This window comes from Klebsiella sp. C360, assembly GCF_048822415.1.
In the GTDB taxonomy this organism is placed as follows: domain Bacteria; phylum Pseudomonadota; class Gammaproteobacteria; order Enterobacterales; family Enterobacteriaceae; genus Klebsiella; species Klebsiella quasipneumoniae.
Window position 1 is genome coordinate 1 of the sequence record NZ_JBMEZZ010000008.1, and the last position, 25,311, is coordinate 25,311.

At 61.9% G+C, this 25,311-nt stretch carries 22 protein-coding genes; 14 read left to right on the top strand and 8 right to left on the bottom strand.

Annotation, left to right across the window (positions count from 1 at the left end):
- Positions 1-37: 37 nt before the first annotated feature.
- The 5 genes from ACOI7D_RS19550 to ACOI7D_RS19570 all read left to right on the top strand — a co-directional run bounded on the left by ACOI7D_RS19550 (position 38) and on the right by ACOI7D_RS19570 (position 4,779).
- Complete coding sequence (locus tag ACOI7D_RS19550; protein WP_109547176.1) at positions 38-1,126, top strand: ABC transporter ATP-binding protein; 1,089 nt, start codon at positions 38-40, stop codon at positions 1,124-1,126.
- The gene (locus ACOI7D_RS19555) at positions 1,119-1,748 is read left to right on the top strand and encodes an ABC transporter permease (RefSeq protein ID WP_023290192.1); all 630 of its coding nucleotides are present in this window, start codon (positions 1,119-1,121) and stop codon (positions 1,746-1,748) included. Before ACOI7D_RS19550 ends, ACOI7D_RS19555 begins: the two co-directional genes overlap by 8 nt.
- Positions 1,748-2,416, top strand: coding sequence for an ABC transporter permease (locus ACOI7D_RS19560; protein ID WP_109547175.1), 669 nt, complete (start codon positions 1,748-1,750; stop codon positions 2,414-2,416). The genes ACOI7D_RS19555 and ACOI7D_RS19560 overlap by 1 nt, the downstream gene beginning before the upstream one ends.
- Positions 2,417-2,477: 61 nt before the next feature.
- Positions 2,478-3,377 carry an ABC transporter substrate-binding protein gene (locus ACOI7D_RS19565; RefSeq protein WP_023290194.1) on the top strand — a complete coding sequence of 300 codons (900 nt, stop codon included), beginning with the start codon at positions 2,478-2,480 and terminating at the stop codon, positions 3,375-3,377.
- Positions 3,378-3,435: 58 nt separating this feature from the next.
- A complete protein-coding gene (locus ACOI7D_RS19570; RefSeq protein WP_226453180.1) occupies positions 3,436-4,779 on the top strand; it encodes an LLM class flavin-dependent oxidoreductase in 1,344 nt (447 codons plus the stop codon).
- A gap of 47 nt (positions 4,780-4,826) precedes the next feature.
- Here ACOI7D_RS19570 and ACOI7D_RS19575 read toward each other — a convergent pair whose 3' ends face one another.
- From ACOI7D_RS19575 to ACOI7D_RS19585, 3 genes are all read right to left on the bottom strand, one after another.
- Positions 4,827-5,627 carry a phosphate/phosphite/phosphonate ABC transporter substrate-binding protein gene (locus ACOI7D_RS19575; protein WP_109547173.1) on the bottom strand — a complete coding sequence of 267 codons (801 nt, stop codon included), beginning with the start codon at positions 5,625-5,627 and terminating at the stop codon, positions 4,827-4,829.
- Complete coding sequence (locus ACOI7D_RS19580; protein ID WP_162543113.1) at positions 5,620-6,606, bottom strand: fatty acid desaturase; 987 nt, start codon at positions 6,604-6,606, stop codon at positions 5,620-5,622. The genes ACOI7D_RS19575 and ACOI7D_RS19580 overlap by 8 nt, the downstream gene beginning before the upstream one ends.
- Positions 6,607-6,680: 74 nt before the next feature.
- On the bottom strand, positions 6,681-7,889 hold the full coding sequence (locus ACOI7D_RS19585; RefSeq protein WP_048297795.1) for an ROK family transcriptional regulator: 1,209 nt from the start codon (positions 7,887-7,889) through the stop codon (positions 6,681-6,683).
- Positions 7,890-8,103: 214 nt separating this feature from the next.
- Here ACOI7D_RS19585 and ACOI7D_RS19590 point away from each other — a divergent pair, with 214 nt between their 5' ends.
- Genes ACOI7D_RS19590 through ACOI7D_RS19610 form a run of 5 tightly spaced genes read left to right on the top strand, consistent with a single transcriptional unit; the run spans position 8,104 to position 13,132 of the window.
- Positions 8,104-9,348, top strand: a complete 1,245-nt coding sequence (locus ACOI7D_RS19590) for an extracellular solute-binding protein (RefSeq protein WP_109547172.1) — start codon at positions 8,104-8,106, stop codon at positions 9,346-9,348.
- Between the two features lie 9 nt (positions 9,349-9,357).
- Positions 9,358-10,266 (top strand): carbohydrate ABC transporter permease, encoded by a 909-nt coding sequence (locus tag ACOI7D_RS19595; protein WP_053810204.1) that lies wholly within the window; start codon positions 9,358-9,360, stop codon positions 10,264-10,266.
- Positions 10,256-11,095, top strand: coding sequence for a carbohydrate ABC transporter permease (locus tag ACOI7D_RS19600; RefSeq protein ID WP_008804323.1), 840 nt, complete (start codon positions 10,256-10,258; stop codon positions 11,093-11,095). Before ACOI7D_RS19595 ends, ACOI7D_RS19600 begins: the two co-directional genes overlap by 11 nt.
- 2 nt (positions 11,096-11,097) lie before the next feature.
- Positions 11,098-12,060: a carbohydrate kinase family protein gene (locus ACOI7D_RS19605; protein ID WP_048297796.1), complete on the top strand. Its 963-nt coding sequence runs from the start codon at positions 11,098-11,100 to the stop codon at positions 12,058-12,060.
- Positions 12,047-13,132, top strand: coding sequence for an ABC transporter ATP-binding protein (locus ACOI7D_RS19610; protein WP_109547171.1), 1,086 nt, complete (start codon positions 12,047-12,049; stop codon positions 13,130-13,132). Before ACOI7D_RS19605 ends, ACOI7D_RS19610 begins: the two co-directional genes overlap by 14 nt.
- 61 nt (positions 13,133-13,193) lie before the next feature.
- On the opposite strand, the gene ACOI7D_RS19615 is transcribed toward ACOI7D_RS19610, so the two are convergent.
- Genes ACOI7D_RS19615 through ACOI7D_RS19630 form a run of 4 tightly spaced genes read right to left on the bottom strand, consistent with a single transcriptional unit; the run spans position 13,194 to position 17,131 of the window.
- Complete coding sequence (locus tag ACOI7D_RS19615; protein ID WP_109547170.1) at positions 13,194-13,940, bottom strand: proteasome-type protease; 747 nt, start codon at positions 13,938-13,940, stop codon at positions 13,194-13,196.
- Between the two features lie 16 nt (positions 13,941-13,956).
- Complete coding sequence (locus ACOI7D_RS19620; protein WP_032453344.1) at positions 13,957-14,772, bottom strand: transglutaminase family protein; 816 nt, start codon at positions 14,770-14,772, stop codon at positions 13,957-13,959.
- Positions 14,769-15,698 carry an alpha-E domain-containing protein gene (locus ACOI7D_RS19625; protein WP_002910835.1) on the bottom strand — a complete coding sequence of 310 codons (930 nt, stop codon included), beginning with the start codon at positions 15,696-15,698 and terminating at the stop codon, positions 14,769-14,771. The genes ACOI7D_RS19620 and ACOI7D_RS19625 overlap by 4 nt, the downstream gene beginning before the upstream one ends.
- Positions 15,692-17,131, bottom strand: coding sequence for a circularly permuted type 2 ATP-grasp protein (locus tag ACOI7D_RS19630; RefSeq protein WP_004180417.1), 1,440 nt, complete (start codon positions 17,129-17,131; stop codon positions 15,692-15,694). Before ACOI7D_RS19630 ends, ACOI7D_RS19625 begins: the two co-directional genes overlap by 7 nt.
- 485 nt (positions 17,132-17,616) lie before the next feature.
- Between ACOI7D_RS19630 and ACOI7D_RS19635 the strand changes: the two genes are divergently transcribed.
- Both ACOI7D_RS19635 and ACOI7D_RS19640 read left to right on the top strand, forming a co-directional pair.
- Positions 17,617-19,350 (top strand): alpha,alpha-trehalase, encoded by a 1,734-nt coding sequence (locus ACOI7D_RS19635; protein ID WP_023290200.1) that lies wholly within the window; start codon positions 17,617-17,619, stop codon positions 19,348-19,350.
- 255 nt (positions 19,351-19,605) lie between these two features.
- Positions 19,606-21,726: a TonB-dependent siderophore receptor gene (locus tag ACOI7D_RS19640; protein ID WP_109547169.1), complete on the top strand. Its 2,121-nt coding sequence runs from the start codon at positions 19,606-19,608 to the stop codon at positions 21,724-21,726.
- 41 nt (positions 21,727-21,767) lie between these two features.
- On the opposite strand, the gene emtA is transcribed toward ACOI7D_RS19640, so the two are convergent.
- Positions 21,768-22,379 (bottom strand): membrane-bound lytic murein transglycosylase EmtA, encoded by a 612-nt coding sequence (gene emtA, locus ACOI7D_RS19645; RefSeq protein WP_002910846.1) that lies wholly within the window; start codon positions 22,377-22,379, stop codon positions 21,768-21,770.
- 175 nt (positions 22,380-22,554) lie between these two features.
- On the opposite strand from emtA, the gene ldcA reads away from it, so the two are divergent.
- A complete protein-coding gene (ldcA, locus tag ACOI7D_RS19650; protein WP_064157416.1) occupies positions 22,555-23,469 on the top strand; it encodes a muramoyltetrapeptide carboxypeptidase in 915 nt (304 codons plus the stop codon).
- 92 nt (positions 23,470-23,561) lie between these two features.
- A complete protein-coding gene (locus ACOI7D_RS19655; protein WP_064157415.1) occupies positions 23,562-25,295 on the top strand; it encodes a potassium/proton antiporter in 1,734 nt (577 codons plus the stop codon).
- Positions 25,296-25,311 lie beyond the last annotated feature (16 nt).

A 25,311-nucleotide genomic window follows, 5' to 3' on the forward strand; every position in this document is an offset into this window, starting at 1 on the left:
GGTCAGGACTTTATTATTCAGAGTGTTGAATTCCGCCATGATAAAATTAGCGCATCTTTTCAAAACCTATTCAGGCAGCGCCCAGCCGGCCATTCTCGACCTCAGTCTGGATATTGATCATGGCGAATTCTGCACTTTCGTCGGCCCGAGCGGCTGCGGAAAAACCACCATCCTGCGGATGATCAACCAGCTGGATATTCCCGACAGCGGCGACGTCTATATTCAGGGCGTCCGCCTCGCTGACGCTGATATTATCCAGGTCCGCCGCCAGATCGGCTTCGTGATGCAAAGCGCCGCGCTCTTTCCCCATCGTACCGTGGCGCAAAATATCGCCACCGTGCCGCGGCTGGCGGGATGGAGCAAAGCGCGCATCAGCGCGCGCATTGACGAACTGGTAGCGCTGATGTCGCTCGACAGCCATCTGCTGCACCGCTATCCGCATCAGCTCTCCGGCGGCCAGCAGGGACGCGTGGCCATCGCCCGCGCCATCGCCGCCGATCCGCCGATTTTACTGATGGATGAGCCCTTCGCCGCCATCGACCCGGTGGTCCGTGAACGCCTCCAGGACGAGCTGTTGCTGTTGCAGCAGCGGCTGCAGAAAACCATTGTATTAGTGACCCACGACATCAATGAAGCGATCCGCCTCGGCGATAAAATCGCCATTTTCCAGGAAGGCGGCGTGCTGGCGCAGTTTGATACCCCCGACCGTATTCTGGCCCACCCGGCGAGCGAGTTCGTGCGCCGCTTTATCGGCCCGGAGCCCAATCTGAAACGGCTGGGTATGATTCAGGTCGGCCAGCTGCCGCGTCACGATGTCCCCCTGCTCGACGAAGCGCTGACGCCGATCGCCAGCGCCCATCCACCGCTAGCCAGCCCGCTGCGCCTGGTGCTTGACCACCAGCGACGTCCGCTGCACTGGTTCGATCCGCAACACGGTCTCACCCTGCCGGTGGAGCGCCCGCTCGCCAGCAGCCACAGCCTGCGTTTCGCCTACAGCGCGCTGCTCGACGTGGCGACCGGCGTGCTGGTGCATGTGGATAGCGAAGGACAATACCAGGGGGCGGTGTCCCACGCCCTGCTGCAGCAGGTGCTCGAGGGCGCGGTGGGGGTGAGACCTCATGATTGACTGGGGCTGGGTTATCGATAACCGCGCGATGATCGGCGATCTTCTCTGGCAGCATGCGCGGATGGTCCTGCTGGCGCTGTTTTTCGGCTCCCTGCTCACCGGCGGCCTGTTAGCCATTACCCTGCGCTGGCCCGCGACGGCGCAGCCGCTCATCACCCTCTGCGGCGTGCTGTTTACCATTCCCTCACTGGCGCTGTTTATTTTATTGCTGCCGTTTACCGGGCTGTCGCTGACCACCTCGCTGATTGGCCTGACGCTGTACTCGCTGTTGATCCTGCTGCGCAACGTGCTGGCCGGCATGGAGAAGCTGCCGCAGGCGGCGCTGGAGTCGGCGCGGGCGCTCGGCTACACCCGCGGTTTCCGCTTCTTCGATATCGAGCTGTGGCTGCTGCTGCCCTCTCTGTTTGCCGGGCTGCGCATTGCCTCGGTGACGCTGGTCGGCCTGGTCACTGTCACCGCGCTGATCGGTCAGGGCGGGCTCGGGCAGTTGCTGATGGCGGGCTTTAATCAGGACTTTCTGACACCGATTGTCGTCAGCCTGGTCCTCAGTCTTGTACTTTCGCTGGTCTTTGACGGGCTGATTGCCCGTCTCGGCGACTGGCTAACGCCGTGGACGAAATGATGACGCTGCTTCTCGCCACCTTTCACTGGTTAACCCAGCCGGAGCACTGGCTGGGCGACGATGGCATCCTGCTGCGCCTGGGCCAACACCTTTATTACGTGCTGGTCAGCATGGCCGTTGCCTGCGCCATTGCCCTGCCGCTCGGCATCGCCCTGGGTTACTGGCGCAAAGGCGCCTTCGTGGTGATCAACCTGTTTAATCTTGGCCGCGCCATCCCTTCGTTAGGGCTGATCTTGTTATGCATCATCGTTTTTGGCTTTAACGATATCCCGGTGCTGGCGGCGCTTATCGCGCTTTCTATTCCGCCCATTCTCACTAACACCTGGGTGGGGATTTATCACGCCGACCGCCCGCTGTGCGATGCGGCCATCGCGCTGGGTATGACCCCCTGGCAAAGCCTGTGGCAGCTGCGGATCCCGCTGGCGGCGCCGCTGATCCTCGCCGGGATGCGCACCGCGCTGGTTCAGCTTATCGCCACGGCGGTAGTCGCAGCCTATGCCGGCCTGGGCGGGCTGGGACGTTTTCTGATCGATGGCCTCGGGCAGCGGGATATCCCGCAGGTGATCGGCGGCTCGCTGGTGGTTTCCCTGCTGGCGATAGGCGGCGAACTGCTTTTCGCCGGCTGCGCCGGACGCCTGACCCACCGCCGAATTGCCGCGCCTTATTAGCGTGTACCTGACATTACCCTCAGCGCCTGGCGCTGATTAACCTGAAAATACAAGAGGTATTATGAAGCAATTATTTGGCAAGGCCGTCACCGCCCGTCGATTTCGTCTCTCGCTGCTGGCCGCCGGGCTCTTCAGTCTGAGCGTTAACACCTTTGCCGCCGGCGTCACCGTGGGCGGGGCCAACTTTACCGAAAGCTCTATTCTCGCCAACATCTACGCCAGCGCGCTAAAGAAAAATCATATTGAGGCCAACACCCGTCTCAACCTCGGCAACCGGGAAATTATTATTCCGGCGCTGCAGAGCGGTGAGATCGATATCGTTCCGGAATATCTTGGCGCCCTGCTCAATTTCTATAACGGCAAAACCGAGGCCACCAGCCAGCAGGACGTCAGCGCAGAGCTGGCCCAGGCCCTGCCCGCCGATTTCACCCTGCTGAACCCGGCCCCGGCCACCTCGATCACCGCCTGGGCGGTACGTGCCGAGACCGCGGAGAAATACCATCTGCGCACCCTCTCCGACCTGAAGCCCGTCGCCCCGCAGCTGGTGATCGGCGGACCGCCAGAGCTGGCGGTACGTGCCCTCGGCCTGCCGGGGCTGAAGCGCGTCTATGGTCTTGAGTTCAAAGCGGTGAAATCGCTGGACATGGGTGGGCCGCTCACCCGGCTGGCGCTCAATTCGGGCAAAATCGACGTCGCGACGGTCGTCTCCACCCAGGGCAATCTGGCGAAGGAGAAATGGGTGGTCCTCGAGGATGATAAACATGAACAACCGAGTCAGAACGTCGTGCCGCTGGTGCGCAAAGCCAGTCTGACGCCGGAGATAGGCGCCGTGCTCAATGAGGTCTCCGGCAAACTGGACAATGCCACGCTGATTGCCCTCAACCAGCAGGTGGATCTCCAGCATAAAGATCCGGCGGCCGTCGCCGAACAGTGGGTTAATGCCAACCTATCCCAACACTGACCGTCACCCCGCCACGGATGGCGTTCAGCCGCGAGTCTACGCTATGTCTAACCGACACATGATCCTGAACCTCTTCTTTTATAACCCACAGGGGGATTACCGTTTCTCCTGGCGCCACCCTGACGCGCCTGAAGCGGACATATTTACCCTCGACTATTACGCCAGCCTGGCGCGTAAGGCCGAAGCGGCGACCCTGGACGCTATCTTTGTCGCCGACCATATCGCGGTGTGGGATACGGTGCCCAGCGGCCTGAGCCACTATGCCAACGCCCGGCTTGAACCACTGACGCTGCTCTCCGCCCTCGCCGCGGTAACGGAGCATATCGGCCTGATGGCCACCGCGTCGACCTCCTATAACGAACCCTATAATCTCGCCCGGTACTTTGCCTCGCTGGATTTCCTCAGCAATGGCCGGGCAAGCTGGAATGTGGTGACGTCATGGCTGGAAGAAGAAGCGGCAAACTTCGGTCTGGAGCAGCTTCCCCGCCACGGCACCCGCTACCAGCGGGCCAATGAATTCATCGACGTGGTCACTCGCCTGTGGGATTCCTGGGAAGATGGCGCGGCAATCTTTGATAAAGCGCGCGGAGTCTTCGCCGATGCCGACAAGGTGCATCACCTCGACTATCAGGGCGAGTACTTCCGCGTCCGCGGCCCGCTCAACGTACCTCGCCCGCCGCAGGGCCATCCGCTGCTGGTGCAGGCCGGCTCTTCGGAGGCGGGAAAAGCGCTGGCCGCCGCCTGGTCTGATATGCACTTCGTGTTTATTCATTCGGTCGCCGAGGGGCTGGCCTATCGCGAAGAGATGAACCAGCGGCTGCGCCAGCACGGGCGCGATCCGGCCCATTTCAAAATCATCGCCGGGGTCCTGCCGGTGGTGGTGAACTCCGGCGAGGAGAAGGCGGCCCGCCAGCAGCTTAACGAGCAGCTCATGAGCGACCAGATGGCTATCGATCTGCTCTCCTCTTATCTTCGAATGGATCTCAGCGCCCTGCCGCGGGACCAACCTCTGCCGCAGCTCCCCGATGAGGAGAGTTTTGACGGCATCCGTACCGCGCTGAAGCTTATCCGCCAGTACGATCCGCAGCTCACCCTGCTGGAGTTGGGGAAGTTGTTATTACAGAGTTCTGATAGCTGGCTGCTGCTGGGCAGCGCCGAGGAGATTGCCGCCACCTTAACGGAGACCTGGCAGGCGGGCGCCGCCGATGGGTTCAACCTGATGTTCCCGCTGCTGCCGGGAGACTTTGACCGCTTTATTGACCAGGTGGTGCCGCTTCTGCAGCGTAACGGCGTCATGCGCGACCGCTATCCGCCCGGCACCCTGCGTGAAAAGCTCGGTCTGCCGGCGGTGGAAAACCGCTTCACCGCCCCGTCCCGCCCCGCGTTACCGCCGACGCCGTAGCTTGCCATGGCCCGCCCCGGCGCAGATCGCTGGCCGGGGCATTTTACCTACAGCTGACTGACCCCCAGCGCCGCGGCCTCATCCCGCCACGCCAGCAGCGGAGCATAGGCCTCCCGCGACATATCGCTATAGCCGCAGATCAGCAAGGCGTCGCACAGGCGACGATAGCGCGCATCGCTCACCAGCTGCTGGAGCGCCTCGCGCAGGCTGTTCAGCGTCGCCGCCGGGGTGGCGCCGGCGGTGATCAGCGGCAGGCCTGGCGCGGCCGGGCTCCAGCCGATCGCCGCCAGGCCTGCCAGGGCCTGCGGCTGATGGCGCTGCAGCAGAGCGTAGGTCACGCAGTCGATGGCGGCGATATCGGCGTTTTCCTGCTGCAGCTCGCGCAGCGACTGCCGATGGCTGCCGCTGAACACCACCGCCGAAAAAAATCGCCCCTGCCGGGAGAGCGGCGCGACCATTTTGCGCAGCACGTTGTAGCCAGACTGCGAGTGCTCGGCATTGCACACCGCGCGGCGGCCAAAAAAGTCCGCCAGCATCCGGTGACTATCCGCTTCGCGAACCACCAGCAGGCTGCGGTAGCGGCGCCCCTCGCAACCGGGCGCGGCGTAGTGGAAGCAGCCCACCGTCTGCACCTCCGGCAGCTGGGTCACCAGCGGATAGCCACAGGTCTGGCTCAGCAACAGCCCCGGCTGGCGCCAGTGGGCCAGCAGATCCTCGGGATCGGCCGCCGGAGGGTCCTCCGCCACCCTCACGCCGCGTGCAGCAAGCAGCGACTGCACCGCCAGCCACAGGGCCTGGGTCTGTTGTCGGTGGATGGCATACATAGGAAAGGTCATACGTTCAGCCATGTTCTCCTCCCGCCTGCGCCTGTTCGCCAAAGCCTGGATGGGCGTTCACCGCCACCGCCCGGCGGCTAAAATGGCGTCGCCACTCACCGTACCCGCGCACCAGGAACCCCTGATTACGCTGCAGATAAGCCGCCTGGCGATGCAGATACAGCCGACGTAAAGCGTACCAGGGGACCCCTGGCAGGTCATGGTGTACCGCATGGTAGTTGAGATTGAGGAACAGCACCCGCCAGGGGAGCCCGGCCTCGTTGATCACCGAGCGGGCCAGCGGGTCATCCGCGGCCCGGTGTTCGAGAAAAGAGCGCACTTTGGTCAGGGCCAGCGCCGGGTAGCTCACCGCCAGCACAAACCACAGCGGGGAAAAACCCTGCGCCGCCATCCAGGCCAGCAGACCCGTCAACAGAAACAGATGCAGGCTCCACATGGCGATGGCGCGGCGGTCGCCCGCGCGGAAAGCCCGCAGCGCGCTACGCAGGGTGTGAACGATATCCATCAGCGGCGCCAGCAGCAGACGCCCCCAGAAGGTATTGCGCAGGTGGATAAGACGGCGCTGCCAGGCAGAGAAGCGCTGCCAGCTTTCCGCCGTCACATAGTACGATTCGGGGTCGTCCTCGGGGTGCGTCAGCAGATGGTTGCGATGGTGCGCCAGATGGCTGTCGCGGTAGACGCCGTAGGGATACCAGACCGCCAGCGGCAGCGTCCCCAGCAGCTGGTTGAACCATACCAGCCGGGTGGGATGCCCATGGATCAGCTCATGCTGTAAGGACATATACCAGGCGGTAAACCAGATTAGCAGCAGCGTGGCCGGAAACAGTCCCAGCGTCCGCCAGCTCGTCACGCAGGCAAACCAGCCGCCGTAAACCGTCACAATCAGCAGCCAGGTCGGCAGCTCGCTGCGCCACAGCCAGCTGCGCGCCAGCTGGCGGATCAGGATGCGCTGTTGGTCATCCACATAGACAGCCGTCTTCTTTTCCGTCACTTCCCATACCTTGCCGTGTTGCCTCATTCCCTCCGAAGATGTGAGATAACACGTTAAATAACAAAGTATTTAATTTACTTAGCTTTGCCAAAAAGCGCGTTTGTATTCACCGCTTTCATCAACACCTGAAACTGCGGATTAAATTCATCAAAGATTGGCAGCGCAGCGGCGCCCAGCGCGGCGGTATCGGTGCCGGTCATCCCCATTTTGACACGCTGCGCCGGCAGGTAACGCCCGCGCACAGACTGATATAGCGGCGGCAGCCGCGCCAGCACTTTCTCCAGCAAGGGGGCGGGCATCATACCGCCCACCACCACCGTCTCGGCATCGAAGACGCACTCCAGCAAATTGATCGCCTGACGCAACGGCGCCAGGATGCTGGTGATCCACTGGTCGAAAAGCGCAGCGTCCACCGACAGCAGATCTTCCGGCAGCGCGCGATAAGGGTCGAGGCCGCAAAACTCATAGGCCGCCTGCAGCGAAACATAGCGCTCAAGGCATCCCTCATTCCCGCAATAGCAAGGGCGACCGTTCGGCGCGACCACGATATGCCCGACCTCACCGGCGTTATGGGCATGGCCGGTATACACATGACCATCGGTAAAAATACCGGCGCCCAGACCGGTGCCAATATAGAGATAGACAAAAGAGTTGAGCTGCCGCGCCACGCCGTGAAAGCGTTCGCCAATGGCGGCCACCGTGGCGTCGTTTTCGAGAGTCACCGGCAGGCCGCTGAGTCGCCCGAGCTCCGCCGCTACGTCGATTCCTTCCCAGCCGTTGAGCGTCGTGGGCCCCGTCGACGAGATCCCTTCCACGCCAAAGGGCCCCGGCATCACGACCCCCATCCCCAGCACCCGCGACCAGTCCAGCGTCGGCAGCGCACGGATCTCATCCAGCACCTCAGCGAGGCGGGCAAAGGTCGCACCAGGCTGGGGCTTTTGCACCAGAATGAGTCGGCGAAAATGGACCTCGCCGGCCAGATCCACCAGCACCACAATCAACGTCTGATGATCGAGATGGATGCCAATTGACCAGGCGCTGGCGGGATTGAGGCTCACCGGCACCGCTGGCTGTCCACGGCCGCTGGCGCGCCGCGGTTGGTGGCTGGTCAGGAGATCCATCTGCTCCAGCTCCGCCACAATATTCGACACGGTCTGCGGGGTCAGCGCGGTCAGCCGCGCCAGCTCGGCGCGGGTCAGCTCGCCATGTAAACGCACCGCCTCAATGATCACCCGGCGGTTATGCACCCGGGCATGTTCAAGGTTTGTACCTGATGTTTTCATCGTTTCCCTTCCAGGCTGGACTGGTGAAATTTTAGCCGGCATCACAGATCTGACAACGACCCGCGCAGGCGGGTCTTCGCGATGGCATACCCTTTGCTACGCTTAGTGCTGGGACCACTCGGGAGATGTTGCCGATATTGTCGCCCTGATTAAATCAATCAAATTGATTTAATAAATCATAACCCCTTTCAGTACAGCACAGCGGAGAGCAAAGATGAAATACCACAGCGCACTACGGGTCAACGCCTGTCTGCTGGCGATGCTCGTTATCAGCGGAAGCGTCAGCGCAGCGACCCAGATTAATGCCCTGTTCATGACCCAGGCGGCCTATAGCGAAAACGACATTCGCGCGATGACCAGTGACTTCGAAAAGCAACACCCTGACGTGAAGGTCAATCTCGAATTCGTCCCCTATGAAGCGCTGCACGACAAGATCGTCGCCGCCCGCGGCGCAGGGGGTAACGGCTACGACGTGGTGCTGTTCGACGCGATCTGGCCGGCGGAGTTTAGCCGCTTCGATCTGCTGCAGGATGTCTCCTCACGGATTGCCGCCGACGAGCGCGAGAAGATTTTCCCCGGGGCGATGAATACCGTGGTGTATCAAGGCAAAACCCTCGGCATGCCGTGGATCCTCGACACCAAATATCTGTACTACAACAAAGCCATGCTGGACAAAGCGGGAATCAAAACGCCGCCTGCCAGCTGGCAGCAGGTGATGGACGACGCCAAAGTGCTTAAGGACAAAGGGATCGTCAAATATCCTCTGGTCTGGAGCTGGTCGCAAGCGGAAGCGCTGGTCTGCGATTACACCACCCTCGTCTCCGGCTTCGGCGGGAGCTTTTACCAGAACGGCAAGCTCGATTTTTCGACGCCCGCCTCGCTGAAAGCGGTCACGCTGATGAAAACCTCGCTCGATCAGGGGCTGAGCAACCCGGCATCACGTGAATACCTTGAGGAGGATGTGCGTAAGGCTTTCTCCAATGGCGACGCCGCCTTTGCGCTCAACTGGACCTATATGTACAACATGGCCAACGATCCGAAACAGAGTAAAGTCGCAGGTGATGTTGGCATTGTCCCCGCCCCAGGCGATACCCCGGATAAACCCGGCGCCGTCAACGGTTCAATGGGCCTGGGCATCGCCAAAGCCAGTCAGCATCCGGAAGAGGCCTGGCAGTATATTCACTATCTGACCTCCCAGCCGGTACAGGACAAGTATGCCAAACTGAGCTTGCCGGTGTGGAAAGCCTCGTACCAGGATCCTGCCGTTGCCAAAGGCCAGGAGAGCCTGATCGCCGCCGCCGACAAGTCGTTGAATGTGATGCTCTCTCGTCCCGAAACGGCAGATTACTCGCGCCTGTCAAACACCCTGCAACAGCAGCTTCAGTCGGTACTGCAGGGTAAAGCCACGCCCGACGTCGCCCTCAAGGTGGTCGACACCAGCGCGGCCCGTCTGCGTTAAGGAGGCATGATGCTGAGTCTGCAACGACGCGAGCATCGTCAGGCATGGGTGCTGTTAGCGCCCATGCTTATCGCGATGTTTATCCTCACCGCATGGCCGCTGGCGCGCACGCTGTGGCTGAGTTTTACCGATACCGCGCTGGCCGGAAGCGGCGAGGCGACCCACTACGTCTGGCTGGATAATTATCTTTATGCCCTGACCGACCCGGACTTTCGCGCGGCCTTCGCGCGAACGCTCTATTTCACCGTGGTCTCGGTGGCGATTGAGGGTGCGATCGGCGTACTGGTGGCGCTGTTGTTGAATCAGCGTTTTGTCGGGCGAAATATCCTGCGGGTGCTGGTGATCCTGCCGTGGGCGTTGCCGACTATCGTCAACGCCATGATGTGGCGGCTTAACTTTAATCCCGACTACGGCAGCGTTAATGCTCTGCTCAGCCAGCTGGGGCTGATTGACAGCTATCGCAGCTGGCTGGGCTCGCCGGATTCTGCGCTGCACGCGGTGATGCTGGCGGATATCTGGAAAAACTACCCGCTGGTCACCCTGCTGGTGCTGGCCGCCCTGCAGTCTGTTCCCGACGATCTGTACGAGGCGGCGCGGCTCGACGGCGCCTCGGCCTGGCGGCGTTTTCGCGCCATTACCTTTCCGGCCATTGTGGGTCCCCTTGGCGTCGCGCTGGTGCTACGCACCATCGATGCCTTCAAAGTGTTCGACATTATCTATGTTATGACCCGCGGCGGCCCACTCGACAGCACCAAAACGCTGAGCTTTTTTGTCTATCAGGAGTCCTTCAGCTACCTGCGCGCCGGCAGCGGCGCGGCCTACGCCATGCTGATGAGCCTGATGTGCGCCGTGCTGATAGCCCTGTATCTGTTTTTGCTGCTGCGTCAGCGGCGCCGGAGTATTGATGATGAAGCGTAAAGGGTACATCGTACTGCGTTACCTGGCGGCGCTGGCGGTGGCGATCTCGATCCTCGCCCCGATGCTGTGGCTGTTTTTGATGAGCGTCAGCACCACCGCGGACCTCACCCGCGTCCCGCTGGAGTGGCTCCCGCGGCAGTGGGACTTCAGCCGCTATGGCCATCTGCTGTCGCTGGCCCCTGGCGAACCCGGGGCGCTGTTTCTTCCCGCGCTGGGCAACAGCCTGCTGGTGGCCGCCGGGGCGACGCTGGTGTCGTTGTTGCTGGCGATCCCTGCCGCCTTCAGCTTTTCGCGTTATCCCGGCCGCGACGGCTGGCTGTACGCCGGCCTCGGCATCTATATGGTGCCGCCCGTGGCCTTTGTGCTGCCGCTCTATTTTATTCTTGAACACTTTGGCCTGCTCAACACCCGCAGCGGGCTGGTGCTGGTCTACTGCTCGCTGATCGTGCCGTTTCTGACGTGGATGGTCAAAAACCAGTTCGATACCCTGCCGCAGGATATCGAACAGGCGGCCCGGCTTGACGGTCTGCGCATCTGGCAGGTCCTGCTGCGCATTACTCTACCGCTGGCGAAACCGATGCTTGGCGCCGCCGCGCTGTTCGGCTGGCTGCTGGCGTGGGACGAGTTTTTCTATGCGCTACTGTTCACCAGCAACCTCGCCGCCCAAACGCTGCCGGTGACCATCGCCGGCTTCACCGCTGGCCGCGCCACCGATGACGGGCTGGTGGCGGCGGTCGGCATACTGGCCTCAGTCCCTCCGCTGTTGATTGCTATCTGGTTGCAAAAATCGCTGGTCAGCGGCCTCACCAACGGGGGAAGTAAAGGATAACTATGGATAACACCAGGACACCTGTGCTCTATATCGTGGGCAATTACAATATTGATTTAGTGATGGGAACCCTGATCCACTGGCCTGCCCAGGGGACTGAGATGATGCTCGAGCACAGCGCGCTGCGGCCCGGCGGCTCTGCCGGCAACTGCGCGCTGGCCGCCGCCGCCATGCAGCTTCCGCACTGCGCGGTCGGCTGCCAGGGCGACGACGCGTTTACTCCGTGGCTGGCGGCACAGTTTCCCGGCGGCAGCGATCGCTGGCCGCAGTATCCCTGTGAAACCTCACTGACGGTGGCGATCACCCATCCCAACAAAGAGCGCTCCTTCCTCAGCAACCATGGACATATTACCCGCCTGACCGCCGGGGATGTGCTGAGCCAGCTGCCGGCCGCCGCTGGCGAGGGCGATATCGTGTTGCTCTGCGGTACCTTTCTCTGTACCGGGCTGCTGTCCGACTATCCGCAGCTGCTCGCCTCGCTCCGCCAGCGCGGGTTTACCCTTGCCGTCGATACCGGCTGGCCGCCTCAGGGCTGGAGCGACCCGCTGCGTCATGAGGTCGACCGCTGGCTGGGCGACTGCGACTGGCTGTTGCTCAACGACGTTGAAACCCTGCAGCTGGCTGGCCACCCGACCCTCGCCGCAGCCGCCGCAGTCCTGGCGGCACGGCTCAGCGGCCGCGGCGGGTGCGTGGTAAAGCGCGGCGCCGACGGCGCGGACTGCTGGACGACCGACGGCCATCACCATGCGCCGACCCGGCCAGTCACCGTGATCGATACCATCGGCGCTGGTGACAGCTTTAACGCAGGATTTCTTGCCGCACTGCTGAGCGGCAAACCTGCGGCGGCCGCGCTGCGCTGGGGAAATACCGTCGCCGCGCAGGCGATCGGCACCTCCCCGCGCCGCTATCCCGACTGGCATACCCTGCAACATCACCTTGAGGAGGCCACCGATGGCCAGTGTTGAACTGATCGATGTCGCCAAGCGCTACGGCAAACAGACGGTGCTCCAGCCTCTGGACCTCACCATCCCCGACGGCAGCTTTACCGTACTGGTGGGCCCTTCCGGCTGCGGCAAGTCGACCCTGCTGCGCCTGCTGGCCGGTCTCGAAACGCTTTCCGGCGGCACCATTCTGATGAACAAGCGGTCGGTCAACGATCTGGATCCGGCCGACCGCGATGTGGCGATGGTCTTTCAGAGCTACGCGCTCTACCCCCACCTGACGGTGGCGGAAAATCTCGCCTTTCATATGCAGGTCAAAAAGGTGGATAAGCAGTTACAGAAAAGCAAAGTGCAGCAGGTCGCCAGCCTGCTGGGGATTGATAAACTGCTGGCTCGCTATCCGCGTGCGCTCTCCGGCGGCCAGCGCCAGCGGGTGGCGATGGGCCGGGCCATGGTCAGAAACCCCCAGGTTTTCCTGTTCGATGAGCCGCTGTCGAACCTTGACGCCCAGCTGCGGATGGAGCTGCGCGCGGAGATCAAATCCCTTCACCAGCGTATCAATACCACCATGATCTATGTCACCCATGACCAGGTGGAGGCGATGACCCTTGCCGATCAGATTGTGGTGATGCGCGACGGGCAGATCGTCCAGCAGGGGGCGCCGCTGGCCATTTACGACCAGCCCTGCAATACCTTCGTCGCCCGCTTTATCGGCTCCCCGCCGATGAATCTCCTACCCGGTCAGCGCGCCGTGCGCGACGGCCAGCCCGGCGTCGCCTGCGGCGCGCTGTGGTTTCCGCTGGCCGAACGCTGGCATCAGGCCGTGGCGCAGCAGGGCGATGCCCCGCTGATTGTCGGTCTGCGCCCGCAGGATATTCTGCCGGATGCGCATGGCGCGCCGGCAACGGTAAACATCATGGAGGTGACGGGGGAATCCACCCTGCTGCATCTCGACTGGCAGGGTTTTCCGGTGCATGTGCAGGTTGCCGGCAGGGTGGCGGTCGCGGCGCAGCAGACGTTGGGGCTGACTCTCCGCCGCGAAAACCTGCATCTGTTTGATGCCGCCAGCGGCGAGCGGCTGGCGGAGACGCGCTAAGGGCGAAGGGAGCCGGTCATCATCCGTGTGGCCGGGCTCCGGGCGAGGTCGTGTTCCAGGGCTACTCCTCTTCCCACTCCGCTGGGGTCCAGGTCGGCAGGGTCCGGAAGGTGTGCAACAGCCCTTCCGACCACGCCTTGCGGATGCGGTTGAAGTAGGGATCGCTGTCGGTGATGCGATGCTGCCCGGCGCTGCTCAGGCTGCCGCTGCGGTAGAGCAGCGTATCCAGCGGCAGACCGACGGACAGATTACTGCGCAGCGTCGAGTCAATGGAGATCAATGCGCAGCACATCGCCTGCTCCAGCGGCGTATCGATGGTCAGCACCCGATCGATGATCGGCTTGCCGTACTTGCTTTCGCCAATCTGGAAATAAGGCGTGTCGCGGGTGGCTTCAATAAAGTTACCCTCCGGATAAATATGGAACAGACGATGGGTTTCACCGGCGATCTGGCCGCCAAGCAGCAGGTTGCAGTTGAAGTTGGTGTTACTGCAGTTTTGCTGGTTGCTGCTGTCGCGCTGGATCACCTCCAGCAGCGTTTTCCCGATCAGCATGGCGGCGTCGTAGAGGGAAGTTACCTGCATCAGGTTCGGCTCCTGCTGGGTACGGATCCGCGCGCTGAGCAGGCTTATCACGCTCTGGGTGGTGGCCAGGTTGCCGGCGGATTGCAGCACCAGCACCCGTTCCCCTTCCTGATGGAAAACGTGCAGCTTTTTAAAAGTGGCAATATGGTCGACGCCCGCGTTGGTGCGGGAGTCGGAAGCAAACACCAGTCCATCCGCCAGGCACATGGCCACACAGTAGGTCATTGCGGTTATTCCCGTATTATTGCTGCTGCGCCTGCTGGCTGTGTTCGCGCACTTCAGCGTTGGTTAACATAATCTCCCCGCCGCCGCCCAACCGGGTGCCCCGTACCGGGCAGGCGTCGAGATAATCCAGCCCGGTCGCCAGCCGCAGATGCTGATTCAGACGACGGGTATTATTGGTGATATCAAACGACAGCCAGCGGCCGTCGAGCCACACTTCCGCCCAGGCATGCATCGCCACATGCTGGGCGTTATCGCTGTAGACATAGCCGCTGACGTAGCGCGCCGGGATATCCAGCGCCCGGCAGCAGGCGAGAAAAACATGGGTATGATCCTGGCACACTCCCTTCGCCCGGGCGAAGGCGTCGGCAGCGGAGTCCTGCACCTGGGTCGCGCCGGGGGAGTATGGCATTCTTAACAGCAGATCCGCCATCAGTTGATTCAAACTCTCTTCCGCCGCATCGGGACGATAGAGGCGCTGGGCAAACTCGCGGATCGCCGTATCGGCGCGGGTCAGCGGCGTAGAGCGCAGAAAAACCAGCGGCGACAGCAGCTCGGCCTCTTCATCACGCGTCTCTTCCCCCTCGTCGGCGATATCGACAATCCCGCTGGCGCGGATGGTGATCTCTTTGTGCGGGTTATCCAGCGTCAGCACATGCAGCACATTGCCCCAACCGTCGGTGGTGGTCACCGCCGCGCCGTCCGGCAGGGTCAGCGTCCAGGCGGTGATGGTCTGCCGTCCGGTGCTGCGCGGCGTCAGGCGCAGATACTGGGTGGAAAACTTCACTTCTTCATCGTAGCCGTAGCGGGTGAGATGATCGATGACCAGTTTCATAAGGCCTCCAGATAGGTTTGTCTGATGCTGTCGGACAGGGCGTTAATTCTCGCCAGCAGTCCGTTAAGCGTGGTCTGCAGGTCCGCCTGCGCCAGGTCGTCACGGGTGCTGAAGCGCAGGTCAACGTTGAGCTGATGGGCGAGGCGCAGCGGCTGATAGGAGCGATCGTTGGCGATCTTCTCCAGTTCGCCCACCAGGTCGGCAATGCTGGCGCGCAGCGAACGTGGAATATCGTTACGCAGGATCAGCAGCTCCATCACCGTTTCGCGACTGACCGGCTGGCGGTAGAGGCTGTTGTATGCTTCGCGGGCGCTGACCGCATTGAGCAGGGTATCCAGCCGGTAGTATTCGCGCACCGGGTCCGGATCGTTGGTCAGCTGTTGATCCTTAATCAGCAGCAGCTGGGTGGTGGCGAACGCACGCTCGATCAGCGTGCCGATACCGATAAAGCTCAGGGCGTCGTTGCGCAGCAGCGTGCCAATCACCGCCCCGCGAAACAGATGCACCCGCTCTTTCACCCACTCGAAAAAGCCGTCGCTCCCCAGCTCGCCCAGCCCCTGCTGGCGGAGGGTTCGCAGCTCGATGCGGGTGGCATTGATGCTCTCCCACACTTCGGCCGACAGACTGCCGCGCACCGCGTGCGCGTTGTTCCACGCCATCTCCACGCAGCTGTAAATACTGCAGGGGTTGTTGCCATCGAGGGCAAAAAAGTTGAGCAGATTGCTCATGGTAAAGCGGGCGTGGCGCGCCTGAAACAGCTCGTGGGTCATCGACAAATTCAGTGGCAGCGCCAGATCCCGCGACTGCTGACTGTGGCGGGGGATCATTGATAATTTCCAGGTCACGTCCAGCACCCGGGCGTAGCTCTCCGCCCGCTCAAGATAGCGGGCCATCCAGAACAGTTCACTCGCCGTACGACTTAGCATGATGCGTCATCCTCCATCACCCAGGTATCCTTGGTTCCGCCGCCCTGCGACGAGTTGACCACCAGCGACCCTTCGGTCAGCGCCACGCGGGTCAGGCCGCCAGGCACCAGCCGCATCTCCTGCCCGGACAGTACGTAGGGGCGTAAATCGATATGCCGCGGCGACAGCCCTTCATCAACGAAGGTCGGGCAGGTCGACAGCGCGAGGGTGTCCTGGGCGATATAGTTGGCCGGATTGGCCAGCAGGCGCTGGCGGAAGGCCTCCCGCTCCTCTTTGGTGGAACGCGGGCCGACCAGCATGCCGTAGCCCCCGGCGCCATGGACCTCCTTGACCACCATCAGCTCCAGATTGCTCAGCACGTAGCGCAGGTCCTCCGCTTTCCGGCACTGCCAGGTGGGGATATTGCTGAGGATCGGCTGTTCGCCGAGGTAAAAGCGGATCATCTCCGGGACGTACGGGTAGATCGATTTGTCGTCGGCCACCCCGGTGCCGATGGCGTTGGCCAGCACCACGCCGCCGGCGCGATAAACGGACAGCAGCCCCGGTACGCCGAGCATCGAATCGGCGCGGAAGGCCAGCGGGTCGAGCCAGGCGTCATCGATGCGGCGATAAATCACATCCACCCGCCGCGGCCCCTCGGTGGTGCGCATATACACCGCGCCGTTTTTAATAAACAGGTCGGCGCTTTCCACCAGCTCAACCCCCATCTGCTGCGCCAGGAAGCTGTGCTCGAAGTAGGCGCTGTTGAAGCGACCCGGCGTCATCACCACGACGCAGGGATCATCCACCAGCGAACTTTCTCGCAGGGTCTGCAGGAGGTAGCTCGGGTAGCGCTCCACCGGCGCAATGTGATGCTGCTCGAACATCTCCGGATAGAGGCGCATCATCATCTTACGGTTTTCGAGCATGTAGGAGACGCCGGACGGCGTGCGCAGATTATCCTCCAGCACGTAGTACTGTCCGTCGTTATTGCGCACCATATCGACGCCGGTGATATGGGCATAGGTGTTGTTTGGCAGGTTGATGCCCTGCATGCACGGCTGGTACTGCTCGTTGGCCAGCACCTGTTCGGCCGGGATCAGCCCCGCACGCAGGATATTCTGCTCATGATAGATGTCATAGAGAAAAGCGTTTAGCGCTTTCACCCGCTGGCGTATACCGCGGTCAATGCGCTGCCACTCCCCGGCGGGGATGATCCGCGGCACGCTGTCAAACGGGATCAGCCGCTCGGTCCCTTCATCCTCGCCGTAAACGTTAAAAGTGATGCCGATACGGTGAAAGAGCAGTTCCGCTTGCGCTTTTTTCTGCCGGATAGAGAATTGATCGGTGTTGCGAAACCATTGCCACCAGGCATTATAGTGCGGCCGCTGTTCACCCTGGGCGGTCAGCATCTCGTCATAATAATGCCCGTCAGGAAGCGTTATTTTTATCATGGCCGTCTCCTCCGGTTGTACTCACTTTGTGGTAATCCCGGTAAGAGATAAGCATTAATTATGCCAGGTCATCCGCCGCCGCGGCGTTGTGCAAATCGGTTCTGACCCGCCGTCTGATTGTGCAAAAAATCGCCACAATGGCCGCCTGCGCCCGGCTGCGGTTGCACCGTCATGAGGCAGGGCGACGATTTTTGCGCCATGGTGGACGCCTGCGCCGTCAGCCAGTGTGCCGCAGGCCGGGCCTCACTGCCCATCTCGATCCGCTGGTAACCGCCGCCGGCGCGCCGTGGCCAGTGGCCCGGCGCGTTGGCTTGCCGGTAAGCCTAATCGCGTTGCCGGCGGTTGTAGCAGAAAACCAGGCAGGTAAATCCTCTGTTTTCGCGCAAAATGTTACCCCTGACACGCGCAGCGGCAGATATTCGTCTAAGGTTTTTGGATGGCCAAACGTCGTGGCCCGCAGTCGATAATGATAAGGAGAACTCCCCATGACGAGTACTGATGCACATCGTCCCGCTGCTTTGCCCTGTTCCCTGCGCCTGGCGATCGGCGGCGCCCTGCTCGCCCTGATGAGCCTGAATGTCCAGGCGGAAGACGGCAAAACCGCGCCGCCACCCTCGCCGGATATTCTGCTGGGCCCGTTGTTCAATGATGTCCAGAGCGCGAAGCTCTTTGCCGATCAAAAAACCTTCGCCGACGCGATCCCTAACAGCGATCCGCTGATGATCCTTGCCGATTACCGGATGCAAAAAAACCAGGCCAGCTTCGACCTGCGCCACTTCGTCGAGCTGAACTTCACGCTGCCGAAAGAGAACGACACCTATGTGCCGCCCAAAGGGCAAACCCTGCGTCAGCATATCGACGGCCTGTGGCCGGTCCTGACCCGCAGCACCGTCGAGGTGGAAAAGTGGGACTCGCTGCTGCCGCTGCCTAAGCCCTACGTGGTCCCCGGAGGACGCTTTCGCGAAGTCTATTACTGGGACAGCTATTTCACCATGCTGGGTCTTGCCGAAAGCGGTCACTGGGATAAAGTCGAAGATATGGTCGCCAACTTCGCCGCGGAAATTGACACCTGGGGCCATATCCCCAACGGTAACCGCACCTATTACCTCAGCCGTTCGCAGCCCCCCTTCTTCTCCTTTATGGTAAGCCTGCTGGCGACGCACGATGGCGACCAGGTGCTGAAAACCTACCAGCCGCAGCTGGAGAAAGAGTATCGCTACTGGATGGCCGGGGCGGACGCGCTGGCTCCCGGCAGCGCCGACAAACGGGCGGTGCGGATGGCCGATGGCGCGCTGCTCAACCGCTACTGGGACGATAACGACACCCCACGCCCCGAGTCCTGGCTTGACGACGTCAAAACCGCCAAAAGCAACCCGAATCGTCCGGCCACCGAGATCTATCGCGACCTGCGCTCCGCCGCCGCTTCCGGCTGGGATTTCAGCTCCCGCTGGATGGACAATCCGCAGCAGCTCGCCACCATTCGCACCACCTCAATTGTCCCGGTCGATCTCAATGCCCTGATGTTCCATCTGGAGAAAACCCTCGCCCGCGCCAGTAAAGCTGCGGGGGACAGCGCTGGCGCTACGCGGTACGATGCGCTGGCCAACACCCGCCAGCAGGCTATCGAGAAATACCTGTGGAATGAAAAAGAGGGCTGGTACGCCGATTACGATCTGAAAAGCCACAAGGTGCGCAATCAGCTGACCGCCGCGGCGCTGTTCCCGCTGTACGTCAATGCCGCGTCACGCGAGCGGGCGACGAAAGTGGCGGCGGCCGCCGAGTCGCGGCTGCTCAAACCCGGCGGGCTGACCACCACCACCGTCAACAGCGGCCAGCAGTGGGACGCCCCCAACGGCTGGGCGCCGCTGCAGTGGGTGGCCGTCGAGGGGCTGCAAAACTATGGCCAGCAGAAGATCGCCATGGAGGTCAGCTGGCGTTTCCTGACCAACGTGCAGCATACCTATGACAGCAAACAAAAGCTGGTGGAGAAGTATGATGTGAGTTCGACCGGCACCGGCGGCGGCGGTGGGGAATATCCACTGCAGGACGGTTTTGGCTGGACCAACGGCGTCACCCTTAAGATGCTGGACCTGATCTGCCCGCAGGAGAAACCCTGCGATGCGCTGCCCGCCACCCGTCCGGCGACAACGCCTTCACTACAGGACAAACCCGCCGCTAACGACCCCGCCCCTGCGGCACCGCAAAAGACCGGCTCCTGACGCTGTTCCGCTTCCCCCTACCAAAATCGGTAGGGGTGAAGCGGTCTCCCTGGTCACGACCCTCCCGCGCAGGGCCATTCTGCGGCTCGCGGGAAACACCTCTCCACCCCCTCGCGCTGAACAGGTCACCTTTTCGCTTGATTGCACAAATACAAACAATAATAATTCGCATTACTTTTTAACGAATAATGACAGATTCGTTTTTCCCGCGGCGGCGTACAGGAGTACCAGACCGCGCTGGTTCAGGATGATCTTATGAACGTGGCTATTTCTCGAAAACGCCCGGGGCTACTGTACGCCCTCGCGGTCGCACTTCCCTTCACCGCGCAGGCCGAAGAGACGGTGGTGGTGACGGCCAGCCCGCCGGCGTCTGCCAGCGCGCCGACTGAAGGCTATAGCGCCAGCACCTCGCTCGGGGCGACGAAAACCGACCAGCCGTTAATCACCACCGCCCAGTCGGTGTCGGTTGTCACCCGCCAGCAGATGGCGGATCAGGGGGCGAATACCATCAGCCAGGCGCTGGAATATACCCCAGGGGTCTACTCCAGCTTCGGCGGCGGCGCCACCCGGTTTGACGCTATCTCCCTGCGCGGCTACCACGGCGGCGACGTCGATAACCTGTTCCTCGACGGCATGCGCCTGATGAGCGACGGCGGCAGCCATAACGTTGTGCAGATCGACCCATGGTTTATCGAACGCGTCGATGTGATCCGCGGCCCCTCCTCCGCGCTCTACGGGCAAAGCGTGCCGGGCGGCGTGGTCAACCTGACCTCCAAGCGCCCGCAGTTCAGTCAGCAGGGCCACGTCCGCCTGACTGGCGGAACGCAAAATACCAAAGGCGCGGCCTTCGATTACACCGACGCCATCAATGAGCAGTGGGCATGGCGGCTGATCGGTATGACCCGCAGCAGCGACACGCAGTATGACCATACCCGCGAAGAGCGCTACGCCATTTCGCCTTCCCTGCTGTGGCAGCCGAACAGCGACACCTCGCTGCTGCTGCGCGCCTATCTGCAAAAAGATCCTTCCGGCGGCTATCATGGCTCTTTGCCGCTGGACGGCACCCGCTACGCGCACAATGGCCGTAAGCTCTCCACCAGCACCAACGAGGGCGATCCGGGAGATGGCTATCAGCGCCGCCAGCAGATCTACAGCTATGAGTTTGACCACCAGTTCACCGACGTCTGGTCGGTCTATTCCGCCGGGAGCTACACCCACACCAACGTCTCCCTCGATCAGGTCTACCAGGTCGGCTGGATAGATGACAGCGATAGGCTGGCCCGCGGCTACAGCGGCTCGCGCGGTTCGCTGGACGGCTGGTCAACCGATAACCGCCTGCGCGCCGATTTCAATACTGGCGATCTGGCGCATACCCTGATCCTCGGCGCCGAATATCATCGCTTCCGCAACGATCTGTGGACCGGCGCCGGCGGCGCGGCGCCGCTTAACCCGTTTACCGGCTATACCGCCCAGACCGGGCATACTGTGACCTACAGCGATGACAATAATCGCCGCTATTACCAGACCGGGCTGTATCTGCAGGATGAGATGGTCTGGGACCGCTGGCATATGGATGTTTCCGCCCGCTATGACCGCATCGTTTCCCAGCAGGTCAGCGACACCCAGGGCACCTCGAACCGCCGTTCAGACGATCATATCAGCGGCCGCGCCTCGCTGTTGTACGCTCTGGACAACGGGCTTTCACCCTATCTGAGCTACAGTCAGGCGATTACCCCGGCGATGCTGCCCGGCGCGGATGGCAAACCATTGAAACCGACCACCGCCGAACAGTTTGAAGCCGGCCTGAAGTTCCAGCCGCCGGGCAGCAGCGACCTCTACAGCATCGCGATTTACGACCTGACGCAAAAGGATGTCGCCACCCGCGACCCGAACATCGCCACCGCCACCTATATTCCTGCGGGGAAAGTGCATTCCCAGGGCGTCGAACTGGAAGCGCACCATCAGATCACGCCGCAGCTGAGCACTATCGCCTCGTATACCTGGAATCGTCTGCGCTTCCAGGACACTAAGGACGGTACCGACAACAACACGCCGCAGCTGACCCCGGATCAGATGGCCTCCTTCTGGGCGCGCTATCAGTTCCCGGCGGGGATCTCGGTGGGCGCCGGCGTCCGCTACATCGGCAAACAGTGGGCGGATGATGCCAACACCGCGCGGCTGCCGTCGGTGACGTTGATGGACGCCATGATGCGGGCCGACCTCGGCGTCTGGTCGCCGGGGCTGAAAGGCGCTTATGTGCAGGTTAACGCCAACAATATCGGCAATCGTGAATACGTTTCCGGCTGCTACGGCACCGGCAACTGCTACTGGGGAGCAGAGCGCAGCGTGATGGCTACCGTCGGCTACGATTTCTGAGGACGTGGCCTCCGGGAGACTCCCGGAGGCCAAACGAGGGATTACATGGCATCCAGCGCTTTCTGCAGCTTCCAGATATAGCGCGGCGCCTGCGGAGCCGGGTGTTTTTTCACCACATGCTCGAAGAACTCATCGGCGTCGAGATCGTTAATCTCCTCGATGGCGTCCTGCCGGTTTGACGAGAAGGTGCGCAGCAGCGCGCCCGCGCCGTTGGCGTAGGAGACCACCACCGCATAGCGCATCACCTGCGGGTCTTTGATCCCCGCCAGCGGGCCGTTTTCCAGAATGCTCAGATAGGCGGCCCCCATCGAGATATTCCGTTCCGGGTTTTTCAGCTCACTGACCGACGGCTCGCCGCGCCAGCCCATCCGCCGATAGACATCGCGTCCGGAGGTCGACGGCTTAAGCTGCATCAGCCCGACGGCGCCGGATTTACTCACTACCGCAGGGTTACCGCCCGACTCGATGGCGATGATCGCCGTGATCAGCTGCGGATCCACGCCCCAGGCGGCGCCGGCTTTTTCACTGATCGGCATCCACTGCATCGCCCGCTTCACCGGGACCTCGGGGTTCCACGGCGGATTGGTGTAATCATGTTTCGAACTACAACCGGCCAGAAAAACGACTAAAATAAGCAACCATCTCAATTTCACACATCTATCCTTATCTACCCAAACGCCATCATGCTGCAGAACGACGGCAGCGGTACGACCCCCACCCGCCGACAGCCAGAAGGATGACGGGTGCGGACTGAAGTTAGCCACCTGGAGATGACAATCTCCATTCCAGGCGGCATCATAACCCTTTCATTCATAGCAAGGAATTATCATGTCTCAGTTTTATCTGGTCGCGCCATCCGGTTATTGCATCAACCAGCAGGCGGCGGCCCGCGGCGTCGAGCGTCTGCAGCAGGCCGGACACGAGGTGGCCCACCAGCAGGTCATTCCCCGCCGGCTGCAGCGTTTCGCCGGGACTGAACATGAACGGCTGGCCGATATTAACCAGCTTGCCCAGCTGCCCGGGCGCAACCGGATCGTCCTCGCGGTGCGCGGCGGCTACGGCGCCAGTCGTCTGCTGCCGCATATCGACTGGCAGGGGCTGATTGCCCGCCAGCAGCGCGACCCGCTGCTGATTTGCGGCCACAGCGATTTCACCGCCATCCAGTCGGGCCTGCTGGCCCTGGGCAATGTCGTCACCTTCAGCGGGCCGATGCTCGCGGGCAACTTCGGCGCGGAGACCCTCGATCCGTTTACCGAACACCATTTCTGGCAGGCGCTGCGCCAGCCGGAATTCACCCTCGAATGGCCGGGCGAAGGGCCGAACTGCCGGGTGGAAGGCACCCTGTGGGGCGGGAATCTGGCGATGCTGACCTCGCTTATCGGCACCCCGTGGCTGCCGGCGATCCGCGACGGCATCCTGGTGGTGGAGGATATCAATGAGCACCCGTTCCGCGTCGAACGCATGCTGCTTCAGCTGTTGCACAGCGGCGTACTGGCGGCGCAGAGGGCGGTGATCTTCGGCAGCTTCACCGGCGGCACGCCGAACGACTATGACGCGGGTTACGACCTGCCGCAGGTCTTTGATTACCTGCGCCAGCAGCTCTCTGTTCCGATGATTAGCGGACTGGAGTTTGGTCACGAGCAGCGCACGGTGACCCTGCCGCTGGGGGCGCGCGCGCGGCTGGTGAATCAGGCGGCGGCCACCACCCTGACAATCAGCGGCCACCCGGTGCTGGCAGAATAAATTTGTCAGACGCATAGGCGGATCCCCTGCGAATTGTTAAAATAGTGTCACTTTTAGCCATTTTTTCACGCCAGTCAGGGAGTACGTGAACATTGGACGCCGCTGCGGTCATTAGTCTGTTTATTCTGGGTTCTGTTTTAGTAACCTGCAGTATCTTATTGAGCTCCTTTTCTTCTCGCCTTGGCATCCCGATTCTGGTCATCTTTCTGGCTATCGGGATGCTGGCAGGCATTGACGGCATCGGCGGCATCCCCTTCGACAACTACCCCTTCGCCTACATGGTGAGTAACCTGGCGCTGGCGGTGATCCTGCTGGACGGCGGGATGCGCACCCAGGCCAGCTCCTTTCGCGTCGCGCTGTGGCCGGCGCTGTCGCTGGCGACGGTCGGGGTGCTGATCACTTCGGCGCTCACCGGGATGATGGCGGCCTGGCTGTTCAAACTGGATATGATCGAAGGCCTGCTGATCGGCGCCATTGTCGGCTCCACCGACGCCGCAGCGGTCTTCTCGCTGCTCGGCGGCAAGGGGCTCAACGAGCGCGTCGGCTCGACGCTGGAAATTGAGTCAGGCAGTAACGACCCGATGGCGGTTTTCCTGACCATCACCCTGATCGAAATGATCCAGCAGCACCAGACCGGCCTCAGCTGGATGTTCGCCGTGCATATCATTCAACAGTTTGGCCTCGGGATCGTCATCGGCCTCGGCGGCGGCTACCTGCTGCTGCAGATGATCAACCGCATCGTGCTGCCCGCCGGGCTCTATCCGCTGCTGGCGCTGAGCGGCGGGATCATGATTTTCGCCGTCACCACCACCCTCGACGGCAGCGGTATCCTCGCCGTCTATCTCTGCGGCTTTTTGCTGGGCAACCGGCCGATCCGCAACCGGCACGGTATCCTGCAGAACTTCGACGGTCTGGCGTGGCTGGCGCAAATCGCCATGTTCCTGGTGCTGGGCCTGCTGGTGACGCCCTCCGACCTGCTGCCGATCGCTATCCCGGCGCTGCTGCTGTCGATGTGGATGATTTTCATTGCCCGTCCGCTGTCGGTGTTTGCCGGTCTGCTGCCGTTCCGCGGGTTTAACCTCCGTGAACGGGTGTTTATCAGCTGGGTTGGCCTGCGCGGCGCGGTGCCGATTATTCTCGCGGTGTTCCCGATGATGGCCGGCCTGGACAACGCCCGCCTGTTCTTCAATGTCGCCTTCTTCGTGGTGCTGGTGTCGCTGCTGCTGCAGGGCACCTCGCTATCGTGGGCGGCGAAAAAAGCCAAAGTGGTGGTGCCGCCCATCAGCTGGCCCATCTCCCGCGTCGGGCTGGATATTCACCCGGAAAACCCGTGGGAGCAGTTCGTCTACCAGCTGGGGGCCGATAAATGGTGCATCGGCGCGGCGCTGCGCGACCTGCATATGCCGCCGGAGACGCGGATTGCCGCGCTGTTTCGCAACAATGCCCTGCTGCACCCCACCGGCAGCACCCGCCTGCGGGAAGGCGATATCCTGTGCGTCATTGGCCGGGAACACGACCTGCCTGCGCTGGGCAAAATGTTCAGCCAGTCGCCGCCGGTGGCGCTCGATCAGCGCTTTTTCGGCGACTTTATCCTTGATGCCGAGGCCCGCTTCGCCGATGTGGCGCAAATCTACGGCATCGACGGCGGAGAGGAGTTCCGCGAACATCAGCAGTCGCTGGGGGAAGTGGTTCAGCAGCTGCTGGGCGCCGCGCCGGTGGTGGGCGACCAGGTGGAGTTCGCCGGGATGGTGTGGACAGTAGCGGAAAAAGAGAACGATCACGTGCTGAAGGTAGGGGTCCGGGTCGCGGAAGACGAGGCGGAGTGATCCGCCCCGGAATACG